The following is a 22,294-nucleotide window of genomic DNA, read 5'->3' as shown; positions in this document are numbered from 1 at the left end:
GGGATGCAAATGCATCCCTTTTTTGGTTGTTATAATTAAGATAACCTATTTCAGCTTTTTCTTCACGGCTACTTCCTGGAAGGCTTCTACTACGTCACCTTCTTTAATATCATTGTAGTTCTTGATCTGTAATCCACAGTCATATCCTTTGGATACTTCCTTCACGTCATCCTTGAATCGTTTAAGGGAAGCAAGTAAACCTGTGTAAACCACCACTCCGTCACGAATAAGCCTTATCTGTGAGTTCCTGTAGATCTTACCGTCTGTAACCATACAACCGGCAATAGTACCAATCTTAGAAACTTTAAAGATCTCTCTTATCTCTGCGTTACCGGTGATCTCTTCTTTCATTTCAGGAGAAAGCATTCCCTCCATCGCATCTTTAAGATCATTGATCGCATCGTAGATGATCGAATAAGTTCTGATATCGATCTCTTCTTTTTCAGCAACCTGCCTGGCGTTACCCTGTGGTCTTACGTTAAATCCAATAATGATCGCATCTGAAGCTGAAGCCAGCAACACATCACTTTCTGTTATCGCACCTACGCCTTTATGAATAATATTTACCTGTATCTCTTCTGTAGACAATTTCTGGAAACTGTCTGTAAGTGCTTCCACAGAACCATCCACATCACCTTTAAGGATAATGTTAAGTTCCTTAAAGTCTCCAAGGGCGATACGACGTCCAATCTCGTCAAGGGTAATGTGGCGCTGGGTTCGTACCGACTGCTCTCTTTGCAGCTGCGTACGTTTGGCAGCGATGTCCTTGGCTTCCCTTTCATCAAGCATCACCTTGAACTTATCACCTGCCTGCGGGGCACCGTCAAGTCCTAATATGGAAACCGGTGTTGAAGGCCCTGCCTCTTTCACCTCTTTTCCACGCTCATCGTGCATGGCTTTCACCTTACCGCTATTTCTTCCAGCCAATACATAGTCCCCTACTTTCAGGGTCCCCGACTGTACCAGAATAGTAGAGACATAACCCCTACCTTTATCAAGATAAGCTTCTACCACTGTACCTGTAGCCAGTTTATCTGGATTGGCTTTCAGTTCAAGAATCTCGGCTTCCAGCAATACTTTTTCAAGCAGTTCCTTCACTCCTAATCCTGTTTTCGCAGAAATATCCTGAGATTGGATCTTACCTCCCCAGTCTTCCACAAGCAGGTTCATACCGGCAAGTTTCTCCTTGATCTTTTCGGGATTCGCGGTTGGAAGGTCAGATTTGTTAATGGCGAAGATAATGGGCACTCCCGCCGCCTGGGCGTGAGAGATCGCCTCTTTGGTTTGAGGCATCACATCATCATCTGCCGCGATCACAATGATCGCAAGGTCAGTTACCTGTGCACCTCTGGCACGCATCGCCGTAAAGGCTTCGTGACCCGGAGTATCCAGGAATGTTATTTTTTGTCCGCCTTCAAGTTCCACACCATAAGCGCCAATGTGTTGGGTTATCCCCCCACTTTCACCTGCGATCACGTTCTCTTTACGCACATAATCCAGTAAGGATGTTTTACCGTGGTCAACGTGACCCATTACGGTCACGATAGGCGCACGTGGCACAAGATCTTCCGGGTTCTCCGGTTCAACTTCTTTAGGCTCATCTAGATCTGCAGTCACAAATTCAACTTCATAGTCAAATTCCTCTGCAACGATAGAAAGTGTTTCAGCATCAAGACGCTGGTTCATGGTCACCATCATACCAAGTGACATACACGCAGAGATGATCTTGGTCACCGGAACATCCATCATGGTGGCAACTTCACTCACCGTAACGAACTCTGTTACCTTCAATACCTTGTGGCTGTCTTCAAGCTGGGCATCTTCGGTTCTTTGACGGTGGGTATCCCTTTTACTCTTACGGTATTTGGCCCCACGACCTTTACTCGATTTACCCTGAAGTTTTTCAAGGGTTTCGCGAACCTGCTTCTGAACTTCTTCTTCGCTTGGTTCTTCCTTGGTCACAGGACGGGTACGTTTTCCTCTTGCCTTGGCAGCTCCACCGGAAGTTGAACCGGGAGCTCCTTTGACATCTTTACTTATTCGCTTACGACGTTTTTTGCTTTTTGCCTTTTCAGCTTCAGCTTTTTTGTCGTCCTTCTTCTTAACGGGTTTTTTGAACTGGGAAAGATCGATCTTTTCTCCGGTAAAATTGGGTCCGCTAAGTTTCTTGTATTGTGTGGTAACCGTAGAAGACTCCTCTTCCTGAGGAGTTTCGGGTTTTTCTTCTTCTTCTTCTTTTTTAACTTCCTGAGGTTTTTCCTCACTTGCAGCAGGTTTTTCGGCCGGAGCCTCCTCTTCTTTTGCAACGGGTTTTTCCTCTTTTTCCTCAGCTTTCGGAGCTTTTGGAACTTCCGGAGCTTCTGCAGGCTTTGGAGCTTCGGCCTGTGGCTGTTCAGGCTCTTTCTTCTCTTCGGGTTGCGGAGCTTCCTTAGGCTCTTCTTTTTCGGCTTTTGGTTTATCAAGATCTATCTTTCCAACCTGTTTTGGGCCTTCCAGGTTAGACTTACCTCTTATCACTTCCTGCCGTTCTTCCTGTTTGCGCTTTTCTTCAAGCTCACGTTCCCTGGCAAGTCGTATCTCCTCCTTCTCTTTCCTTTTCTCTTCACCCACTTCTTTGGAGGCTACTTTCTTACTCTTGTCAGTTTGAAATTCATCAGCAAGCACCTGATAGATCTCTCCGGAAATTTTAGTGGTAGGACGCGCTTCTATCTCGTGGCCCTTGGAATTCAAATATTCCACAGCACGATCCAGCGAGATATTGAATTCGCGTAGTACCTTATTTAATCGCATTGTTTTTGCTTCAGCCATAAATTGCCCTCTAAATTATCCTCTTTTATTTCTAATTATTCTCTTCTTCGAACTCTTCTCTAAGGACTCTCATCACATCACGGATGGTTTCTTCCTCAAGATCTGTTCGCTTCACAAGATCATCTACATCTTGTTCAAGGATACTTTTGGCCGTATCAAGCCCTATTTTTGCGAATTCTTCGATAACCCAATCTTCGATCTCATCTGCAAATTCCCTTAATTCAACATCTTCTTCAACGCCTTCTCTAAAGACATCTATTTCATAACCTGTCAATTGTCCTGCCAATCTTATATTATGGCCTCCCCTTCCTATCGCTTTTGAAACCTCTTCGGGTTTCAGCATCACCTCAGCACGCTTGTTCTCCTCGTCTATTTTAAGAGAGGTGATCCTGGCCGGACTAAGGGCACGGGTGATCAATAACTGGTTATTACTGGTATAATTGATAACATCTATGTTCTCATTCCCCAGTTCTCTCACAATACTGTGGATCCTGGAACCTTTCATTCCCACACAGGCCCCAACAGGGTCTATACGGTCATCATAAGAATCTACGGCTACCTTTGCTTTTTCTCCCGGTATCCTAACTACCTTCTTAACAGTAATGAGTCCGTCGAAAACCTCAGGTATTTCCTGTTCAAATAATTTCTCCAAAAATACAGGAGAAGTCCTTGACATGATAATAGCCGGTTTATTTCCTTTTAATTCTACACTTTCAATGATTCCGCGCACGTTCTCCCCTTTACGGAAGAAATCTGAAGGGATCTGTCTGTCTTTTGGCAAAATGATCTCATTCCCATCATCATCGAGAAGAATGATCGCCCTGTGGCGAATGTGGTGTACCTCTGCGGTGTAGATCTCTCCTTCCAGTTCTTTGAACTGCTTATAGATATTGGTATTATCGTGTTCGTGGATCTTGGAGATAAGGTTTTGACGCAGCGCCAAAATAGAGCGACGCCCAAGGTCAATCAATTTCACCTCTTCAGAAACATCTTCCCCCACCTCGAAATCGGGTTCGATCTTTCTTGCTTCAGTAAGGGATATCTCCTGGTTTGGATCTTCCACTTCACCATCGGCCACTACAACGCGGTTTCTCCAGATCTCAAGATCCCCTTTGTCCGGGTTCACAATAATATCAAAGTTATCGTCTTCCCCATACTTCTTTTTCAAAGCATTTCTAAATACATCTTCCAAAATCGCCATCAGGGTGACACGGTCTATGAGCTTGTCATCCTTAAATTCTGAAAACGATTCTATCAACGCGATATTTTCCATATCAATTGTCTGTTAAAAAGTTATTATCACTTTTGCCTCTTTAATTTCCTCTAAAGGCAACACAGCTTCCTTATTTACGGTCACCTTTCCCTTACCTACAGGTTTTGGTTCCCTGGCCTTCCATTGAAGGGTGATCCTGTCATCTTCAAATTTCACCAATTCACCTTCTATTTTACCTTCAGAAGTGGTAACGGCCAATGTTCTTCCAATATTTTTACGGTACTGCCGCGGTAACGTCAATGGTGTTGAAACACCCGCTGAGGCTACATCTAAAGAAAAGTCTTCTTCCTCGCGGTCAAGATTGTGCTCAATTTTGCGGCTAACGGCAATACAATCATTTACAGACACACCTTCATCCCCATCAATCACTACAGAGATGTGATTGGCCTCGGTAATACTAAGCTCAATTAAAAATAATGATTTATTCTCTTCAAAAGCCTCCTGCAATAAATTTTCTACTTTTTCTTTAATCATCCCCGATTGCGGCTATAAAAAGAGGGGACTTTCTGTCCCCTCGTTGTTCTTTTTTTCGCTTCAACGGTGCAAATATAGTAATATTTTCGTAGAAAGAAAACAAGATTTTGAATGAAAAAATATTTGTAGCTTTATAACTAAATCAACCTTATATAATTACGGAAGCTACATGAAAAAAATCCTTGTCCCGACCGACTTTTCCGAACACGCCGAAAACGCCCTGCAGGTAGCTGCACAATTGGCCCATAAGTTCCAGGCAGACATCTATTTATTACATATGATCGAACTTCCCGCAGACATGGTAAATCCCGTGGGAGGAACGCGCACCAGCGACCTGCCCGAAGCTCTCGGGTTTATGAAACTGGCAAAAAAGAGGTTCACAGAGATCATTTCCAGGCCTTATCTTAAAGGTGTGAAAATTTACCAGATCGTGGAGTTCCACCGTGCCTTTGACGGCATCATGGAAACCAGCCGGGAACATGGATGTGACTTCATTGTAATGGGTTCAAGAGGCGTAAGCGGATTCAAGGAAATGTTTGTAGGCTCCAATACAGAAAAGGTGGTACGCACCTCAGAGATCCCTGTTTTAGTGATCAAGAACGAGCATCCTGAATTCGAAGTACGCAATTTTGTCTTTGCCACCAATCTTGACAACAATAACAGGAGAACATTGGAAAAAGTAGTTGAATTTGCCACTTTAATGGATGCAAAACTGCATTTGCTTTATATCAATACCGCCAATGAATTCATCACTTCAAAGGAAACAGATTCTTACCTTGAAAAATATCTTGAAGGCCTCTCCTTCACCAATTATGAATTTCATGTGTACAACGATGACTCTGTGGAACACGGGATCCTCAACTTTGCCAAGAAGATCAATGCAGACCTGGTGGGGGTAGCTACTCATGGCAGAAAAGGGCTTACCCATTTTTTCAACGGCAGTATAAGTGAGGACCTGGTGAACCACGCTAACAGCCCCGTGATAACCTTTAAGCTTGAAAAGCCCGAGGTTCGGAAACAATTTCCCTAGTATTTCTTTAACCTAAATTATTTAACCTTTATTTTTTGTCTAGTTAAATTTTAGTCAAAGGTGAAATAGGGTATGACAATTGTCTATACTACTAAGTATATTTACAGACAATTAAACACCCATGGTTTTAAAAGCAAGTTTCCAGTTGGCCTTTTTGGCAATAGAGATCATTTTGACCTTCTACAGTGATGTACTGGAAAATAGTCTAATGGCCAAATTCCTTTTGTTTGTCATCACGGCTGTGCTTATCGCCATGGGCGTAACGAAATTGGCAAGTAACCTCTTACCGGCAGACAAGGATTATGTCTCTACGGAAGAAGGAGAGGCATAAAAAAATTACAGCTCTTACACCCGTGAGTAGATGTTAGATGGATAGTTGAATTAATGGTAAGACTGTAATCAGGGATCCGGTGGAAAATTTCACCGGATCCTTTTGTTTTATAGCGTCGGAAAAAGCTTCGGGCACATACTTTTTTGGCGACAGCCCTAGTTTGACGAATTTATGTAAATTTGGGTCCAATTGAAATTCCGGAGGTAACCTTCCGCAGAAACCACCCGGACGATAAGAGATTTGTATGTTTGAAAAGAACGAGAATGTATTTAATGTCCTATTTGACGCTGCTTCTGAAGGGATCATCGTTGTAGATGAGGCGCAGATTATAGTGAGCAGCAACCTGGCGGCAGATACCATGTTTGGGTACGACAAAGGGGAGCTGAGAGGCAAACCCCTTAATACACTAATTCCAAGAAAATATCACGCAGGCCATCCCAAGCATTTTAAGGATTTTATGGCACACAGCGAGAAACGCCAAATGGGCCATGGCAGGGATCTTTTTGGAGTGAAAAAGAACGGGGAGGAATTTCCCGTTGAAGCAGGGTTAAATCCTTTTAGTATTGGAGGGGAAAATTATGTAATGTCCCTTATCATCGACATTTCTGTAAGGAAAGAAGCCCAACGCCAAATCAAGGAACTCAACTTTGAGCTTGAAGGCAAGATCAAGGTACGCACTAAGGAGCTGGAGGAGAGCGTCCAGAAGCTGCAGAAAGCCAACAAAACTCTTGAGCTGGAAATTAAACGCCGTAAAGAGGCTGAAAACCGCATTAAGAACGCGCTTCAAAAAGAAAAGGAACTAAACGAGCTAAAGACCAAATTCCTTTCGCTGGTCTCCCATGAATTCAAGACCCCGTTAAGCGGAATTCTCACTTCTGTGGTATTGGCAGGAAAATACAAGCTGGAGGATCAACAGGAAAAAAGGGAAAAACATCTAAGTACCATCAAGAACAAGGTTCATTACCTTGATAACATCCTTAATGATTTCCTGTCTATTGAACGTCTTGAGAGTGGAAGGGTCAATTATAAATTCTCAACCTTCAGTCTAAGTAAGCTCATCAACGAGGTGGTGTACAATGCGAATGTAACGCTTAAGAGTGGCCAGGAGATCTTATACCCGCGCAACATAGAGAACATCACCCTTCAGCAGGATGAGAAGATTCTCGAATTGGTACTCTCGAACCTTTTGAGCAATGCCATAAAATACTCGCCTGAAAATACACTTATAAAGTTTGAGGCAAAAACCGACGGAAACAAGATCACCTTCAAGGTAACAGACCAGGGGATGGGGATTCCCGAAAAAGATCAAAAGCATATATTTGAACGATATTTCAGGGCAGAAAATGCCCTTTTGAATCAGGGTACTGGTATTGGACTCAATATCGCGAAGGTACACCTGGAGAACCTGGGCGGCTCCATAAGATTTAAAAGTCAGGAGAACGCGGGAACAGAATTTATTGTGGAACTACCTATAGACAAAGAATGAAAAAAGTACTTTTTATAGAAGATGATACCGTTGTAAGGGAGAATACGGCCGAGTTACTGGAACTGGCAGACTACAACGTGATCACGGCAGCCAACGGCAAATCTGGGGTGGCTATTGCCAAACAGGAAAAGCCCGATATCATTATTTGTGATATCATGATGCCCGAGATGGACGGGTACGGAGTTTTACAGGCGTTGTCCCAGGACCCTTCAACCCGGCAAATACCCTTTATTTTTCTTTCGGCCAAGACCGAGCATAAGGACATTCGAAAAGGGATGGACCTTGGGGCAGATGATTACCTCACCAAGCCTTTTGAAGAGGAAGAATTGATAAGTGCCATTGAAAGCCGCCTGGCAAAAGTTTCCATTCTTAAAAAGATCCAGGAGACCGGAGACCGGCAACCTGAAACCCCGCAGGAAAAACTTGCCACCCTAAATGACCTCAGGGAGATGGTGAAAGAATATGACCAGCAGAATTATAAGTCGGGCGAGACCATATATGAAGAAGGTAAGATGAGCAATCATTTCTTTTTTGTAGACAAAGGGGTAGTGAAAAGCCACCGGATGGACCAGTACGGGAAGGAGCTGATTACCTCCATCTACAAGGAAGGCGACTTTTTTGGGAATACTTCCTTTCATAAAAGCACTCCCTATAATGAGTATGCCACAGCTATGGAAGACACCCGTCTTTTCGCCATCACCAAAGATGAGCTGAAGAACATCCTTATGAACAACAGTAATATTACGCTTGAACTCATTGACGTGATGGGAGACAACATTGCGGGCATCAAGGAGCAGTTGCTGGAAATGGCCTATGGCTCTGTGCGTAAAAAAGCGGCAAGAACCATCCTGTTATTCTCTCAAAAGATACGCAGACATCCTACCCAGAGTATAAGAATTTCGAGAAGCGATCTTGCCAGTGTGGCGGGGATGGCATCTGAAACCCTGATAAGGACACTCTCTGACTTTAAGAAGGAAGGATTGCTTGAGATCGAAGGCAGGAATATCAAGATCCTTGATGTTGAGGCCTTGAAAAGGATAAGTTGATCTATTCCTTAATTTAGAATGAATCAATAACTGATTATCATCATTTTTTCCACATCACTTGCTGCATATTTTTGCAAGGTAAAATAGATGTGACTGATGATGAATATCTTATTGCCCACCGATTTTTCTGAAAATTCCAGGAATGCTGCGGCTTACGCCATGCAGTTCTTTAAGGACACCTCCTGTAATTTTCACCTGCTGCACGTCCTTGATGCGCCTGCAGAAAAAATGGTGACAGGTTTCATGACCATGCCGGGAGATGTACAGCAGAAGTTCAACGAGCTTCTGGCCTGGCTGAACCAGACACGCACCAATCCCAATCACCACTTTCATATCTCTTTTAAGGTCAATTATCTTATAGAAGCGGTACGCTCGCAGGTTTTGGAGAAGAATATTGACCTCATCCTGATGGGCACCAAGGGTGCGACCAATAAACAGGGCGTGGTAATTGGCAAGCACACCTCAGATGTCATGAGAAAAGTGAAATGTCCTGTTTTGGCCATTTCAGAAAATGCGGTATTTAAGGAACACAAAGAGATCCTGTTCCCTACAGATTATAAGATACACTATGGCAGCAGGATGTTGCGCACCCTGTTGAACCTTGCTTCACTTTCAAACGCCAATGTGAAGATCCTTGAGATCTTCAATTCTGAGAAAGAACCCTCACCCGAACAGGCCGAGAACAGGAATTTTTTACAGGATTCCTTCTCCCCCAAGGTTCCTGTGCTGCAAACTTTCTATGCTTCTAAAGAACAAGGCCCCAGAAAAGTTTTCATGGCCAACAGGAATGTTGACATGATCGTACTGGCGGCCAAGAACCTGAACCTTTGCAACAAATTTTTGCAGAACGACCAGGACGATAATATCCCGTTCATCAACCAATTGCCATTACTGGTATTGCACGGATAGAGTTTTTTTTAATTTAAGTTGTTACTTATTTGATCTTGAAAAGCACCTGCCCTACAGGTGCTTTTTTTGTTTCGGAAAATATATCGGACAATCTTGTCCTTTATGACTTCCCTCATAATTCAGAAGGATTAAGGTTCAGACTTTTGTATTATAAATTCAGTCTATTAAGAATCATTAAAAATAAAGTCATGAAGGAACTAGAGACAAAAACAGTAGCAGAAATGGTAACCGAGAATATCAAGACTGCCCACATCTTTAAAAAACACGGAATCGATTTTTGCTGCGGCGGAGGGATCAGCCTTCAAAAGGCCTGTGATAAGTACAATGCAAATTTCGATCAACTGGTAACCGATCTTGAAGAGGTCGATAAAACCGACTCCCGCGCCACCAATTATAACAGCTGGGAGCTTGATTTTCTTACAGATCATGTCATCAATGTACACCACTCTTATGTAGAAGAGAACATCCCTTTATTGCTGCAGTATGCAGACAGGGTAGCCGAGGTTCACGGACACCACTATACAGAACTTCTCGAAATCAAGGAACTGGTTAAGGAAGTTGCCGGTGAATTAAGCGCGCACATGAAAAAAGAAGAGTTGATCCTCTTCCCTTTCATCAAGAAGATGGTAAAAGCCAAAAAAGAAGGTTCAGGACTTCCTGATGCTCATTTTGGAACCGTTGACAACCCAATCAAAATGATGGAAGTAGAGCACGAGGAGGCCGGGGAAGCGTTTCGCAAGATCGCCGGTTTGAGCAGCAACTACAATCCTCCACAGGGTGCCTGCAATACTTACCGGGCTTTTTACGCCAAACTGGATGAATTTGAGCAGGACCTGCACCAGCACATACATTTGGAAAATAATATTCTTTTCCCAAAATCACTGCAACTGGAGAAGGAACTAAGAAACAAGTAAGCCAAACAACATTCTATCAATAATTTATTAGAGAAGCAAAAACGGCGTTTTTTGCTTCTCTTTAAATGTACACATATGACTAAGGAAAGAAAATTATGGATCGCCTTTTTTGTGGTGACCTCCATTTCATTTGGAATATTGGGGTATTATGGATTTGAGATCTATCAAAAAGCACCCCCGCAACCTGCAAAAGTAGTCTCGACAGACGGGCAGGTAGTTTTTGAAGGACAGGACATCCTGGACGGCCAAAACGTATGGCAGAGCATGGGAGGACAGGAAGTAGGATCTATTTGGGGGCACGGCGCCTATACCGCCCCTGACTGGACTGCAGACTGGCTGCACAGGGAATCATTGTTCATTTTGAACCAGTGGTCTGAAGAAGAACACGGGCAGACCTATGAAAGTGTGAGCAGCGAAAAACAGGCAGCACTTGAAAGAAGGCTGCAGCAGGAAATGCGTAAGAACACCTATGATGAGGCCACTGGCGTCATTACCATTTCACCGGTAAGGGCGCAGGCGGTTGAATTCCTGCATCAATATTACAAAGGCCTCTTCATGGAGAACCCTGAACTGGATGAGTTGAGGAATCATTACGCCATCCCGAAGAACGCTATTAAGGATGAAGGCAGAATGCGTCAAATGGCCGGATTCTTCTTCTGGGCCACCTGGGCCACGGTTACAGAAAGGCCCGGAAGTGATGTTACCTATACCCACAACTGGCCACCTGAGGATCTTGTAGGGAACAAACCCACAGGGGACCTTTTGATCTGGACCGGGTTCAGTATTATATTGCTACTGTTCGGGATAGGGGTCATGGTGTTCTATCATGCCAAAATGAAGGAAGAGGAAAGTGTGGACATGCCGGTTGAAGATCCGTTAATGCGGCAAACCATCACCCCTTCAATGCAGGCTGTGAAAAAATACCTGTGGGTAGTGAGCCTGCTAATTTTGATACAGGTAACCTTCGGGGTGATTACTGCCCATTACGGGGTAGAGGGTGACGGATTTTACGGACTGAACCTGGCCGAGATCCTGCCCTACTCCATCTCCAGGACCTGGCACGTACAGCTGGGAATACTATGGATAGCCACAGCATGGCTCGCAACCGGGCTATATATTGCACCCGCCGTTTCGGGGAAAGATCCTAAATTCCAGAAACTGGGGGTCAACTTCCTGTTCATTTGTTTGTTGATCATCGTTGCCGGTTCTATGGTAGGACAATGGATGGGAGTGATGCAAAAACTTGGGCTGGCAGAGAACTTCTGGTTTGGGCATCAGGGTTATGAATATGTAGACCTGGGAAGGTTCTGGCAGATCTTCCTTTTGATAGGCCTTTTCCTTTGGCTGGCTCTTATGGTACGCCCATTATTGCCGGTTATACGCAGCAAAACATCAGAAAGGAACCTGTTACTCATGTTCCTGGTCTCCTCGGCAGCCATCGCGCTTTTCTACGCGGCGGGTCTTATGTGGGGAAGACAGACCAACCTTGCGATCGCAGAATACTGGCGCTGGTGGGTGGTTCACCTGTGGGTTGAAGGCTTCTTTGAGGTTTTCGCTACCGTAGTGGGCGCTTTCCTCTTTGTAAGACTTGGGTTGCTACGCACAAAAACAGCCACTTTGGGTGTATTGCTGGCTACGGTGATCTTCCTTTCGGGAGGGATCCTCGGGACTTTTCACCACCTGTATTTCAGCGGAACACCAACAGCGGTCATGGCCCTTGGCGCTACTTTCAGCGCGCTGGAGGTAGTGCCTTTGGTGCTTATTGGGTTTGAAGCCTACGGGAATTACAGATTGAGTAAGGCTACGAAATGGATCAAGGACTATAAGTGGCCTATTTACTGCCTGGTGGCGGTGGCGTTCTGGAACTTTTTGGGCGCGGGGATCTTTGGATTCATCATTAACCCTCCAATCGCACTTTATTACATGCAGGGGCTTAACACCACAGCCGTACACGCGCACACTGCCCTTTTTGGGGTCTACGGAATGCTTGGAATTGGCCTGATGATGTTTGTACTGCGAAGCATGTACAGGCAACAGGTATGGAATGAGAAATTGCTGAAATTCTCCTTCTGGTCTATTAACATAGGATTGATCCTTATGGTACTGTTGAGCGTTCTGCCAATTGGTTTACTACAGACGGTTGCCAGTGTGAACGAAGGCATGTGGTACGCCAGGTCGGCGGAATTCATGCAGCAGCCGGGAATGGATACCCTACGCTGGATGCGGGCCATTGGTGACACCATCTTCGCAATAGGACTGGTTTCTTTTGTGTGGTTCGTATTTTCACTGAACAGCAAAAAGAAACAGGTACAAACCCAACGGGTTGAAAAACACGAACCGGTTGTGGAAGAGGTAGAATAACCAGGTAATGCCAAAAACAAAAAACTGTCCAAATGGTGGCGAAATCCCGCTCCTGTTTGGGCAGTTTATTTTTGACTCAAAAGCTATTGGAAAGAATAGAGATGATAGCTCCTTCAAATTTTTATATTTTTAGCCCATGATCAACCTGAAAAAGCACACGAACATTGCCCTTGGTTATTTTTTCCTGGCAGCCCTGCTGGGAGTTTTCCTGAGGTTCTTTTTTGTAACCTCCATCCCCGCGAATTTCAGGTATGTGGTGCATGCCCATTCCCACATCGCTTTGCTGGGTTGGGTGTATATAGGTTTGACCACGCTCATATATAAGCTGTATTTTTCAGACGAAGCTCATAGAAAGACCTACCTGAAGATCTTTTGGTTCACCCAGGTCACGTTGCTGGGGATGCTGTTCACCTTCCCTTTTACGGGATATGCGCTATTCTCGATCATCTTTTCAACGTTGTTTTTGATCGCCTCCTATTTCATGGCCTGGTTTGTCATTAAAAAGGTCCCTCAGAAGTTTAAGGAAACTTATTCTTTTAAATGCATCAAGGCTTCCCTGTGGTACCTGGTGCTCTCCAGTTTAGGGCCCTGGGCAATTGGCGGGGTGATGGCCACACTTGGCAATACCTCCATCTGGTATAAGATCTCCATTTATTTTTACCTGCATTTTCAATACAACGCCTGGTTCATCCTGGCACTCCTCGGGATCTTCTTTTATTTCCTGGAAAAGAGGGATCTAATGCCTCAAAGTAGGCAGCTGAAAAGCTTTTGGTTCCTTCTAAACAGCGGGATCATTCTCAGCTTCTTTCTCTCGGTACTTTGGGTGGAACCCCACTGGATCTTTTATGCCCTTGCTGCACTGGGTGCGATCCTGCAGTTAATGGCCTTCTATGAATTCTTTTCAGTTATACAACCGGCATGGAGGTCTTTGCGGTCCCAAATCTTGCCGCTAGAACAACTGCTGCTTAAGGTCGCCGCGACTTTGCTCATTATCAAGGTCGTGATGCAACTTTTTAGTGCACACCCCTATTTTGCTCAGCTGGCTTATAATTATACCGATTTTGTCATAGGTTACCTCCACGGGACCTTCCTGGGACTTATAAGTATTACCCTATTCGCCTTTTTACAGATGGCAGGCTTGCTGAAGCTCTCAAAACCCGTTTTCTGGATCTATTTTGTCGGGTTCCTTGTTTCTGAAGGGTTGATCTTCTACAAAGGCACGGGAATATGGCTGGGACTGCCGTTATGGGAAAATTATTTTGTGATCCTGGTTGCGGTGAGCAGTCTGTTGCCGCTCTCTGTAGGGCTCATGCTCCTTCGGAACATTTTTAAAAAAGCCGGGACTCCGTTTCTTAAGGAGGAATTATAATACTGTTAACGCTGAAAAGTTCCGGTATTCTGTATCTTTTGGATATGAGACTTTCAGCGATATTCTGTGTAGTGGTATCCACCGTGTTACTGGTGGCGGTCGCGGTCATGGTCTTCTTTGGGGCACCTTTTCGGCTTGTGCTGGGCACGGTGCTCGCGGGCCAGGCCTGGTGGCTGTTTACGGTCTATAAAGTCCTAACCGATAATTATACTACAGAAAAGGATTTTGACGACTGGTATGAGGATAATCCTGTTGGCCGGGAGTGAGTTTCGGTCTGTCACCTGAACTCGTTTCAGGGTGTTTTAGTAGTGATGTTGAAACAAGGTTTCATTACTGTTCTTCAATATTAATTTTCTCCCTTCGGTCATTTGAAATTCCAATTGTTTCATGATTGTTCAGTTTTTTGTTGTGCATTCCTCTCCCTTCGGTCGTTAGATATTCCAGTTTTTTCATGATTGTTCATTTTTTTGCTTGTCCAAAAAAACGAACCAAAAAAAGGACACTTTTTTGATAGGTGTTTCCAATTTTGCTCCCGCAAAATTAGAACCGTGCTCCCGCGGCTAAATTTTCTCCAAGGCTTCAAAAATTTTTAACGCCTCGGGAGCCCTACACTTACAAAAAAGAAGCTAATTAATGAACTTATGTGCAATCGATATCTTTCTAAGTTATTATATTTATTTAAGGTCTTAGCATGACGGAAACGAATTCAGTAGGACGGAAGAAAAACGTTACCCTGAATTCATTTCAGGGTCTTGTGGGTTCGTTACTCGAAGATGCTGAAACAAGCCTGCCTGCCGGTAGGCAGGTTCAACGTGACGGGGGAATTTTGTTAACATTCTTCCCTTTAAAATTTCCTGATCCTGATCATATTTTATAACCGACTCATTTTCAATCTTTGCAGCCGGTACGAAACGAGCAATTAAATTTATGGAGGATCTTTCCTGTTATCACTGCGGTGATACGATAAAGACATGCGTCACTTTTGATGAAAAGTCTTTTTGTTGTAACGGGTGCAAAACCGTGTATGAAATATTTTCTGAGAACGGGCTTGCTTCCTATTATGACCTGGATGCGGCACCGGGCGCGGCACCTGCGAAATTTGAGGGCAAATATGACTTTTTGGGCAATGAGAGCATTGCCGCCAAACTCCTGGAATTCAGCGATGGGAAGACACAGGTGATTTCGCTGTACATTCCGCATATACACTGCAGCTCCTGCATCTGGATCCTGGAGAACCTCAACAAATTAAGACCCGAGATAAGTTCGTCGCAGGTAGACTTTCCGAAGAAAACCATACGCATCACCTGGAACCATGAAAACTTAAGTTTAAAGGAGCTGGTGCTCTTTCTAAGCAGCATTGGGTATGAACCCTACATTAGCCTGGATGATACCGAGACGGCTAAAAAGAAGATCGACCGCAGCATTATCTACAAACTGGGAGTTTCGGGCTTTGCTTTTGGGAACGTGATGTTCCTGTCGTTTCCCGAATATTTTGAAGTGAACGAGTTTTGGCTGGAGCAGTACAAAGGCCTCTTCAGGTGGCTCATGTTCGCTTTCTCCCTGCCGGTAGTGTTCTATGTGGCGCAGGATTATTTTATTTCTGCTTACAAGGGATTACGGGCCAGGATCCTGAACATTGATGTACCGCTGGCGCTGGGGGTGGTGGTACTGTTCGTAAGGAGCACCCTGGAGATCATGTTTGACTGGGGCACCGGGTTCTTTGACAGCCTTACGGGGCTGGTGTTCTTTCTTACCCTGGGAAAATTCTTTCAGCAAAAGACCTATAATTTCCTCTCTTTTGAAAGGGATTACAAATCGTATTTCCCCATTGGCATCACCAGGATCACTTCCGAAGGAAAGGAAGAGAGCGTGCATGTGCATGATATTGAAAAAGGAGACAGGATCCTTATAAGAAATGAAGAACTTATCCCCGTTGACGGCATTTTGATCAACGGAAATGCCCGAATAGATTATAGTTTTGTGACGGGGGAAGCCGAGGCGGTGCAAAAGGAATCTGGCGACAAATTATTCGCCGGGGGCAAACAGGTTTCGGGCATGATAGAGATGGAAGCTTTAAAATCTGTCTCGCAAAGTTACCTCACCAAACTGTGGAGCAACGATGTTTTTCAAACCAGGAAAGAGGAATCTTTCACTTCTTTCATCAACCAGATAAGTAAATATTTCACCATCGTGCTGCTGTTGATCGCTTTTAGCGCGACCGCCTACTGGGCTTTTATTGACGTGGCCATTGCCATTAACGTGTTCACGGCGGTGCTCATTATTGCCTGCCCATGTGCCCTGGCCATGTCTACGCCTTTCACGCTGGGAAATTTACTGCGCATCTTTGGCAACAAGAAGTTCTACCTTAAGAATGCGGGGGTGATCGAACAGCTGGCAAAGGCAGATGCACTAGTCTTTGACAAAACAGGTACGATCACTTCGAACAAAAAAAACAGTATAAGTTATGAGGGGGTCCAACTTTCTGCGGAAGAGGAATCGCTGCTGAAGAATACCCTTAGGGCATCGAACCATCCGTTAAGCAGGGCATTGTACGATCTTTTGGCGGAATATGATATCTCCCCGCCCGAAGAATTTTCTGAAGTAACCGGAAAAGGAATTGAGGCCGTGCACCAGGAGAGGGCCATAAAGGTAGGATCTGCCGAATTTGTGGGGAATGCTTCCGAAGCGACCACCCTTAACACCAGCGTGCATATAAGTTCGAACAATGAATACAAGGGCCGGTATATCTTCTACAACGAATACCGGGAGGGGGTAAATTCCCTTTTTGAAGACCTTGCCCCGGCCTATGATCTCGCTATACTTTCGGGCGACAACGAAGGCGAAAAAGCAAGGCTGGAGGAGATCCTTCCGAAGAAAACAAGGATGTTGTTCAACCAAAAACCCGAAGACAAGCTGGAGTATATCAAAAGCCTTCAGCAGCAGGGAAGAAAGACGGTCATGGTGGGCGACGGACTCAACGATGCAGGGGCGCTGGCCCAGAGCGAGGTGGGAATTGCCCTTTCTGAGAACGTGAACGTATTTTCCCCGGCCTGTGATGCTATCATGGATGCTTCAATACTTGGCAAACTGCTTGATTTCATCAAGGCTTCGAAGGCGGGAATGAAGGTGATCAAAATAAGTATGCTGCTCTCTTTTCTTTACAATATCGTGGGGCTGTATTTTGCGGTAACGGGACAGCTGTCGCCTATCATTGCGGCTATTCTTATGCCTCTGAGTTCAATTAGCATTATTGCCTTTACCACCCTTTGTACGAATTTAATAGGACGAAAGATCTAACCCAAAAATTTTTTTTACTGCGGCTCATTTTCCCTGTTTACCAAAACGATTTTATTTTATATTAGCCTAATAATCAACACAATGGCAAACATAAAATTAAGTCCGCTACACCACCGGGGGAAGCTGCAGATCGCGATAGGTTTTAAATACAATGAGGAGGTAAGGAAGCACCTGAGGGAGCTGCAGGGGATCGAGTGGAGCCGTACGCACAGGACGTTCTACCTGCCATTTAGTTTGAAGAACAGGCAGCTGCTCTACCGGCACCTTTCATCCCGCAACTGGTATGTAGATTATTCGGCATTGCAGGGGCTAAAAGAAGAAAAAGAGGAAGAGAAAAAGGTACCGAAAAAGGTCCTTTTCAGCAGGGCCCAAAAGAAGGTACTGCACGAGTATGTGGCCTATTTGCGGGGGCAGCGGCTTAGTGAGAGCAGCGTAAGGACCTATTATAATTTTGTTTTGAAGCTGGTGGATTTTATAGGGGAGAAACCATTTGCCGAGCTCACGCCCCGGGATATTGAACTGTTCATTGAACAACGCATCGCGGCCGAAAATTATGCGTTGAGTACCCACCGGCAGTGCATTAGTGCCATTAAGCATTTTCTTCAACTCTACAATTGCGAAAAAATTGATGTTTCAGAAATCAGGCGGCCCAAAAAGAGCAGGTACCTGCCCACCGTACTTTCTAAGGAAGAGGTCATTCACCTGTTGAGGGTCACCCGAAACCTGAAGCACCGCGCCATCATCGCAATGATCTATTCGAGCGGACTGCGCATTGGCGAACTCCTGGAACTAAAGCTGGCCAATATTGATGTTCTGCGCCGGCAGGTCATCATCAAGAACTCCAAGGGCCGCAAGGACCGGGTGGTGGTTTTGGCTGAAAGTATGTTACCCCTGCTCAATAATTATCTCTCCACCTACACCCCGGCGGTCTATTTTGCCGAGGGCCAGGCCGGCGGACCTTACACCGCGCAGAGCATACGCACTTTTTTACAGGAATCCTGCCGCCGTGCCGGGATCATAAAGAAGGTCACCCCGCACACCCTGAGACATTCCTATGCCACGCACATGTTGGAAAACGGAATTGATATACGGTACATCCAGGAGTTGCTGGGCCATTCCAAGCCCGAGACCACGATGATCTACACGCACGTATCGAGAAAGGACATCATGAAAATCGAAAGCCCACTGGATGTTACGGTGAAGGAAATGCTGAATTCTGCTACTGATAAAAACAACGCAAACCTGTTGTTATCCCGAAATTTTAAGGGATAATTAACTATATTCGTTTTGATATAACGAGTTGGCACCAAGCATAAAAAAATTAGAAACTAATCAGGGTCAAATTTTGTAAATAGTTAACCAATATATTGGATCTCGGATATGTTTAAATCAAAGTTTTTAATTCCTGGGATTTGTGTCTTATTGACTCTGACTAATATTTATATAGCGACTGGTAATAATATATATAAATCAACCACGCCTGCTTACGACTCAGCGCAAGGAGGTATGGGAGTAGCATTGCAGTGGGCTTTTTCCTATGTTTTGACGGCATTGGTTTGCGGATTAATTTTGATCTGGATCATTCTAAAAGAATTAAAAAATAAACAGACTCTTTCAATATCTAAGGAATCCATCTTACACATTGTAATAATTGGTATAACTCTATTGATCCCATTGATTTTAATTTAATTTGATTAAGACTTTTGTGACGGAAATGAACTGATCTTAATAAAACCAATAGCCAGTTGCCAACACTGTATAAAAACAATGCTAAAACCTATCTCAATTCGAAACATCGTGCTTGCTTGCTCAGCGGATTGTCCTGCGGACAATCACGCGCGCCAGCTCGCACAGTTTTTATACGAGACGTTAGCCACAATAACCAACTATGGAAAATCTATCTGAAGAAATAAAATCATTGCTTACAGCCAACGATACACAACATTTTTTAGATGTAGCTCGGAGTTATATTTTATTAATTGAGAACGGAGAAATTAAAAAACAAGAATTTCATCTTCAAATTCACAAAAAGCTGACTGAATTATATAATGCTGGTCTTTCTTTAAAACCTGTAGAACTTTTTTATTCAAACGCCGAGACATATTTTGATGGCATTGACAAATCGGAACTGAAAACTCAAAATATAAAATTGATTTCGTTATTCGGGGAAGACAGTTACTATTGGGAAATTTTTGACCCGACTGACGAAAAGGATAAGGAGTCGACCCAAGGTTGGTTAGTAGATGATGTGGTGGATATCTATGCTGATTTAAAAATTGAACTGCATAAAATCGACGAAATAGCAACGGACGAGGCAGTCGAAGACGGACTTTGGCAATTAAAATTCGGATTTACCACTCATTGGGGAAACCATTGTGTAAATGCTATTCGAGCACTTCATTACCTCTACTATGAAGGGAAAACAACTATTTAAAGAATACAATACTGTGGCTAACAACATATAAAAACAATGCTCAAACCTGTCTAAATTCGAAACTTTGTGCTCGCTTGCTTAGCGGATTGTCCTGCGGACAATCACGCTTGCTAGCTCGCACTGTTTTTATACGAGACGTTGTAAGCAATCTATGAAAACTCCAATCTTAATATTATTTCTTTTCGGACTGATTTCCTGCCAGGATTCTCAATTAGAAGCTGATCAAGCTCTTCAAGAAAAGGTGGAAAATGAAATACGAAACGGATCAAAGGTTAATTTTGCGGAGCTTACTGATTTTGAATGGGATCAAATGATCACCCTCGGACCTTATTCTCAGGTTGACAAAATTGCTGATTCTCTTCACCTTGATCTAAGAAATATAAGGAGTAACGGTATTAGCCACTCTGATTATTATACGCTGGTGGTTTTTCTAAACAATAAGAAATCGGTTCGAATTATCGAACCTCCAAAACGCTTTGATCGCACAGGAGTTGTTATTCCGAAAAGAGAAAGCACCTTCAAAGTAAACAAAGAGGGAATATTAAGCAGAACGGAATAAGACTGCTTACAACAACGGTTATCAAAAATGGCTTTTTTGTGAGATAATTTCCTACATTTATTTCCATAAGACGAACCCGTTACGCCGGAAAGTGATTTCTTCCCTACACGCCACTTTCGTTAACCGGGAACGTTGCCAGCAAGTTTGAAAAACTCAACTTTCAAGTAATAATTTGACTGAATTTTTAAATCTTATATGAAAAAAATCTTCCCAATTCTGATTCTTTTACTAGCAGGATTTTTGATTTATAATTCCAAAAGGAGTTACTATAAAAACAAGACCGACTTTTATGAAAAAAATCTGAACGGAATTATAAATCAAATTAAAGAAGGGCGTGGAACAAAAGTTTATATAAACGAATCTGACTTTTTCTATTTGGAACAATTGGAAAATAAATCATTAAAAGTTGGTGATTCAATAAGCAAAAAAAACTCTGACCTTTTCGTGTTTGAGAAAAATAAAAATAATGGATTTAGCTATTTGACAACTATAAATGTGAAAAAACCGAAAGACAATTATTATGAGTTCTTTTTCGGAATATAAAAACCAGCTGGCAACATCGGTTAACGAGCAAATAGCGGAAGATCCTTCAAAAAATGACATTTTTGACTACCTTTAAAAGATAACTTAAATGGACAAATCACGTTTCCTAGGTCCGCTACTTGCGTTAACCGGAGACGTTGCCAAACATTTAATGGACAAACCATCTAATTTTATATACACTGGACTTTTTATAGTTCTACTTGGTTTTGGAGATGATAATGGTCGACTGATTTCCAATGAAATTGTTTTAATTTCTGGTGGCTTGGCTCTGGGATACGGATTAGTTCTCCAGATGAAATCGGACAACAAGATTGAACCGACTAAATCCCCAGGCAAATTTGAATGGTTAAAATTATCGCCAAAAATTTATATTCTAATTGGAATTATTATAGCGCGTTTAAATAGAATTTTTCCTTTCGTGGGGAAATACTCGGATTGGGAGATAATTATTTCTTCAATTGGTTTATTAATCGCTTTCTATGGGACTTATTTGTTTCTTCAAGAAAAACGGAAGAGAAAAGAAAGTGGAAACATTGAATAAAAACGTTTGGCAACAATGTATAAAAACAATGCTATCTTAGAGTCGATTCGAAAGTATGTGCGTACTTGCTGCGTCTGATTTTCCTGCGGAAAATCATCGCCGGCAATCGCCGCACAGTTTTTATACGAGACGTTGTGTGCAACTTTGAATGACCTCCTATGATAACGAGAAAAGACTCAGAATATATTGAATCAAAATTAATTAAGACAGGAGAAAAGGCCCTAATACCTTTATTCTCTGAACTAATAGATTGCGTAAATGAAGATTACGGATTTAGTTTCTTCAATGTAATTTATGAGAATAATATAGGTGACAATTCTCCAAGACTTTACCTTATTACTGACAATCCTGATGATGAATCAAAATACAGAGATTCAAATGGAGTTAATTTTGCACCCGAACTTCAAGAATTAATAAAAGAAAAATTTCACGAGATTGTATCAAAATCGGATAAACACGAAATAGATTTTAATAAAGAAAATCTATTTATTTGTTTTGGTGAATTTTCTCACATAGCCCGGATAGAGACTTTTTGGAAAATACCGAATGATTTAAAGGGTCAATTCTTTTCCGATATAAATAAAGATTCCGATTTTAAAATTCAACCATTACTTGGAGGATGTGGTTTGCTTGCAATATATGAGGATATAAAACTCGAAGATGAAAAAAGACAAATAAAGATTTCTGAAGAATGGAATGACCATTTTATTACAGTTTTTAAGGATTTTGATATTTATGGCTATATCCAAAGAGATGGTATTGATATTGTTTTCATTAGCCGAGAAAAGTATCAGACAGAATCTGGAAATGATTTGATGAATTTCTATAGATAAAAGCAGCACACAACATTGGTTAACGAGCAAATAGCAGCAGACCATCAAAAAATGACATTTTTGACTACCTTTAAAATCAACAATTA

At 43.0% G+C, this 22,294-nt stretch carries 20 protein-coding genes; 16 read left to right on the top strand and 4 right to left on the bottom strand.

The window, feature by feature from the left end; translation table 11 throughout:
- Positions 1 to 45: 45 nt before the first annotated feature.
- Genes infB through rimP form a run of 3 tightly spaced genes read right to left on the bottom strand, consistent with a single transcriptional unit; the run spans position 46 to position 4,555 of the window.
- Positions 46 to 2,808: a translation initiation factor IF-2 gene (gene infB / locus ACFSTG_RS07565; RefSeq protein ID WP_380750489.1), complete on the bottom strand. Its 2,763-nt coding sequence runs from the start codon at positions 2,806 to 2,808 to the stop codon at positions 46 to 48.
- Positions 2,809 to 2,839: 31 nt separating this feature from the next.
- The gene (gene nusA / locus ACFSTG_RS07560) at positions 2,840 to 4,081 is read right to left on the bottom strand and encodes a transcription termination factor NusA (protein WP_380750486.1); all 1,242 of its coding nucleotides are present in this window, start codon (positions 4,079 to 4,081) and stop codon (positions 2,840 to 2,842) included.
- A gap of 12 nt (positions 4,082 to 4,093) precedes the next feature.
- On the bottom strand, positions 4,094 to 4,555 hold the full coding sequence (gene rimP, locus ACFSTG_RS07555; RefSeq protein ID WP_380750483.1) for a ribosome assembly cofactor RimP: 462 nt from the start codon (positions 4,553 to 4,555) through the stop codon (positions 4,094 to 4,096).
- 169 nt (positions 4,556 to 4,724) lie between these two features.
- On the opposite strand from rimP, the gene ACFSTG_RS07550 reads away from it, so the two are divergent.
- The 9 genes from ACFSTG_RS07550 (at position 4,725) to ACFSTG_RS07510 (ending at position 14,267) form a co-directional block, all read left to right on the top strand.
- On the top strand, positions 4,725 to 5,585 hold the full coding sequence (locus tag ACFSTG_RS07550; protein WP_380750481.1) for a universal stress protein: 861 nt from the start codon (positions 4,725 to 4,727) through the stop codon (positions 5,583 to 5,585).
- Positions 5,586 to 5,706: 121 nt separating this feature from the next.
- A complete protein-coding gene (locus ACFSTG_RS07545; protein ID WP_380750478.1) occupies positions 5,707 to 5,916 on the top strand; it encodes a hypothetical protein in 210 nt (69 codons plus the stop codon).
- Positions 5,917 to 6,160: 244 nt separating this feature from the next.
- The gene (locus ACFSTG_RS07540; protein WP_380750475.1) at positions 6,161 to 7,402 is read left to right on the top strand and encodes a PAS domain-containing sensor histidine kinase; all 1,242 of its coding nucleotides are present in this window, start codon (positions 6,161 to 6,163) and stop codon (positions 7,400 to 7,402) included.
- Positions 7,399 to 8,448 carry a response regulator gene (locus ACFSTG_RS07535; protein WP_380750472.1) on the top strand — a complete coding sequence of 350 codons (1,050 nt, stop codon included), beginning with the start codon at positions 7,399 to 7,401 and terminating at the stop codon, positions 8,446 to 8,448. Before ACFSTG_RS07540 ends, ACFSTG_RS07535 begins: the two co-directional genes overlap by 4 nt.
- 96 nt (positions 8,449 to 8,544) lie before the next feature.
- Positions 8,545 to 9,357, top strand: a complete 813-nt coding sequence (locus tag ACFSTG_RS07530) for a universal stress protein (protein ID WP_380750469.1) — start codon at positions 8,545 to 8,547, stop codon at positions 9,355 to 9,357.
- Between the two features lie 188 nt (positions 9,358 to 9,545).
- Complete coding sequence (ric, locus tag ACFSTG_RS07525; protein ID WP_380750466.1) at positions 9,546 to 10,271, top strand: iron-sulfur cluster repair di-iron protein; 726 nt, start codon at positions 9,546 to 9,548, stop codon at positions 10,269 to 10,271.
- Positions 10,272 to 10,346: 75 nt separating this feature from the next.
- A complete protein-coding gene (locus ACFSTG_RS07520) occupies positions 10,347 to 12,632 on the top strand; it encodes a nitric-oxide reductase large subunit (protein WP_380750464.1) in 2,286 nt (761 codons plus the stop codon).
- 136 nt (positions 12,633 to 12,768) lie between these two features.
- Entirely contained in the window at positions 12,769 to 14,001 is a 1,233-nt protein-coding gene (locus ACFSTG_RS07515; protein ID WP_380750461.1) for a hypothetical protein, read from the top strand.
- 44 nt (positions 14,002 to 14,045) lie between these two features.
- Complete coding sequence (locus ACFSTG_RS07510; RefSeq protein ID WP_380750458.1) at positions 14,046 to 14,267, top strand: hypothetical protein; 222 nt, start codon at positions 14,046 to 14,048, stop codon at positions 14,265 to 14,267.
- 64 nt (positions 14,268 to 14,331) lie between these two features.
- On the opposite strand, the gene ACFSTG_RS07505 is transcribed toward ACFSTG_RS07510, so the two are convergent.
- Complete coding sequence (locus ACFSTG_RS07505; RefSeq protein ID WP_380750455.1) at positions 14,332 to 14,454, bottom strand: hypothetical protein; 123 nt, start codon at positions 14,452 to 14,454, stop codon at positions 14,332 to 14,334.
- A 474-nt stretch (positions 14,455 to 14,928) separates the two neighbouring features.
- On the opposite strand from ACFSTG_RS07505, the gene ACFSTG_RS07500 reads away from it, so the two are divergent.
- The 7 genes from ACFSTG_RS07500 to ACFSTG_RS07470 all read left to right on the top strand — a co-directional run bounded on the left by ACFSTG_RS07500 (position 14,929) and on the right by ACFSTG_RS07470 (position 22,208).
- The gene (locus ACFSTG_RS07500; protein WP_380750452.1) at positions 14,929 to 17,298 is read left to right on the top strand and encodes a heavy metal translocating P-type ATPase; all 2,370 of its coding nucleotides are present in this window, start codon (positions 14,929 to 14,931) and stop codon (positions 17,296 to 17,298) included.
- Positions 17,299 to 17,379: 81 nt separating this feature from the next.
- A complete protein-coding gene (locus ACFSTG_RS07495) occupies positions 17,380 to 18,570 on the top strand; it encodes a tyrosine-type recombinase/integrase (protein WP_380750449.1) in 1,191 nt (396 codons plus the stop codon).
- A gap of 616 nt (positions 18,571 to 19,186) precedes the next feature.
- Positions 19,187 to 19,732 (top strand): DUF5063 domain-containing protein, encoded by a 546-nt coding sequence (locus tag ACFSTG_RS07490; RefSeq protein WP_380750446.1) that lies wholly within the window; start codon positions 19,187 to 19,189, stop codon positions 19,730 to 19,732.
- 151 nt (positions 19,733 to 19,883) lie between these two features.
- Positions 19,884 to 20,291 carry a hypothetical protein gene (locus tag ACFSTG_RS07485; RefSeq protein WP_380750443.1) on the top strand — a complete coding sequence of 136 codons (408 nt, stop codon included), beginning with the start codon at positions 19,884 to 19,886 and terminating at the stop codon, positions 20,289 to 20,291.
- A 195-nt stretch (positions 20,292 to 20,486) separates the two neighbouring features.
- Entirely contained in the window at positions 20,487 to 20,834 is a 348-nt protein-coding gene (locus ACFSTG_RS07480) for a hypothetical protein (protein WP_380750440.1), read from the top strand.
- Between the two features lie 88 nt (positions 20,835 to 20,922).
- Positions 20,923 to 21,375: a hypothetical protein gene (locus ACFSTG_RS07475; protein WP_380750437.1), complete on the top strand. Its 453-nt coding sequence runs from the start codon at positions 20,923 to 20,925 to the stop codon at positions 21,373 to 21,375.
- A 158-nt stretch (positions 21,376 to 21,533) separates the two neighbouring features.
- On the top strand, positions 21,534 to 22,208 hold the full coding sequence (locus ACFSTG_RS07470; protein ID WP_380750434.1) for a hypothetical protein: 675 nt from the start codon (positions 21,534 to 21,536) through the stop codon (positions 22,206 to 22,208).
- Positions 22,209 to 22,294: the final 86 nt, after the last annotated feature.

Origin of the sequence: Salinimicrobium flavum (assembly GCF_042684505.1) — a bacterium.
Taxonomy (GTDB): domain Bacteria; phylum Bacteroidota; class Bacteroidia; order Flavobacteriales; family Flavobacteriaceae; genus Salinimicrobium; species Salinimicrobium flavum.
Note: the sequence above shows the minus strand (reverse complement) of the source record. Positions and strands in the feature narration are given on the sequence as shown.

Bases quoted from the DNA above. Each gene is read 5' to 3' on its own strand.
- ACFSTG_RS07490 (WP_380750446.1), top strand. From the start codon at position 19,187: ATGGAAAATCTATCTGAAGAAATAAAATCATTGCTTACAGCCAACGAT.
- ACFSTG_RS07550 (WP_380750481.1), top strand. From the start codon at position 4,725: ATGAAAAAAATCCTTGTCCCGACCGACTTTTCCGAACACGCCGAAAAC.
- ACFSTG_RS07510 (WP_380750458.1), top strand. From the start codon at position 14,046: ATGAGACTTTCAGCGATATTCTGTGTAGTGGTATCCACCGTGTTACTG.
- ric (WP_380750466.1), top strand. From the start codon at position 9,546: ATGAAGGAACTAGAGACAAAAACAGTAGCAGAAATGGTAACCGAGAAT.
- rimP (WP_380750483.1), bottom strand. From the start codon at position 4,555: ATGATTAAAGAAAAAGTAGAAAATTTATTGCAGGAGGCTTTTGAAGAG.
- ACFSTG_RS07500 (WP_380750452.1), top strand. From the start codon at position 14,929: ATGGAGGATCTTTCCTGTTATCACTGCGGTGATACGATAAAGACATGC.
- ACFSTG_RS07520 (WP_380750464.1), top strand. From the start codon at position 10,347: ATGACTAAGGAAAGAAAATTATGGATCGCCTTTTTTGTGGTGACCTCC.
- ACFSTG_RS07535 (WP_380750472.1), top strand. From the start codon at position 7,399: ATGAAAAAAGTACTTTTTATAGAAGATGATACCGTTGTAAGGGAGAAT.
- ACFSTG_RS07530 (WP_380750469.1), top strand. From the start codon at position 8,545: ATGATGAATATCTTATTGCCCACCGATTTTTCTGAAAATTCCAGGAAT.
- ACFSTG_RS07505 (WP_380750455.1), bottom strand. From the start codon at position 14,454: ATGAAAAAACTGGAATATCTAACGACCGAAGGGAGAGGAATGCACAAC.
- ACFSTG_RS07495 (WP_380750449.1), top strand. From the start codon at position 17,380: ATGGCAAACATAAAATTAAGTCCGCTACACCACCGGGGGAAGCTGCAG.
- ACFSTG_RS07515 (WP_380750461.1), top strand. From the start codon at position 12,769: ATGATCAACCTGAAAAAGCACACGAACATTGCCCTTGGTTATTTTTTC.
- ACFSTG_RS07540 (WP_380750475.1), top strand. From the start codon at position 6,161: ATGTTTGAAAAGAACGAGAATGTATTTAATGTCCTATTTGACGCTGCT.
- ACFSTG_RS07485 (WP_380750443.1), top strand. From the start codon at position 19,884: ATGAAAACTCCAATCTTAATATTATTTCTTTTCGGACTGATTTCCTGC.
- infB (WP_380750489.1), bottom strand. From the start codon at position 2,808: ATGGCTGAAGCAAAAACAATGCGATTAAATAAGGTACTACGCGAATTC.
- nusA (WP_380750486.1), bottom strand. From the start codon at position 4,081: ATGGAAAATATCGCGTTGATAGAATCGTTTTCAGAATTTAAGGATGAC.
- ACFSTG_RS07470 (WP_380750434.1), top strand. From the start codon at position 21,534: ATGATAACGAGAAAAGACTCAGAATATATTGAATCAAAATTAATTAAG.
- ACFSTG_RS07545 (WP_380750478.1), top strand. From the start codon at position 5,707: ATGGTTTTAAAAGCAAGTTTCCAGTTGGCCTTTTTGGCAATAGAGATC.
- ACFSTG_RS07475 (WP_380750437.1), top strand. From the start codon at position 20,923: ATGGACAAATCACGTTTCCTAGGTCCGCTACTTGCGTTAACCGGAGAC.
- ACFSTG_RS07480 (WP_380750440.1), top strand. From the start codon at position 20,487: ATGAAAAAAATCTTCCCAATTCTGATTCTTTTACTAGCAGGATTTTTG.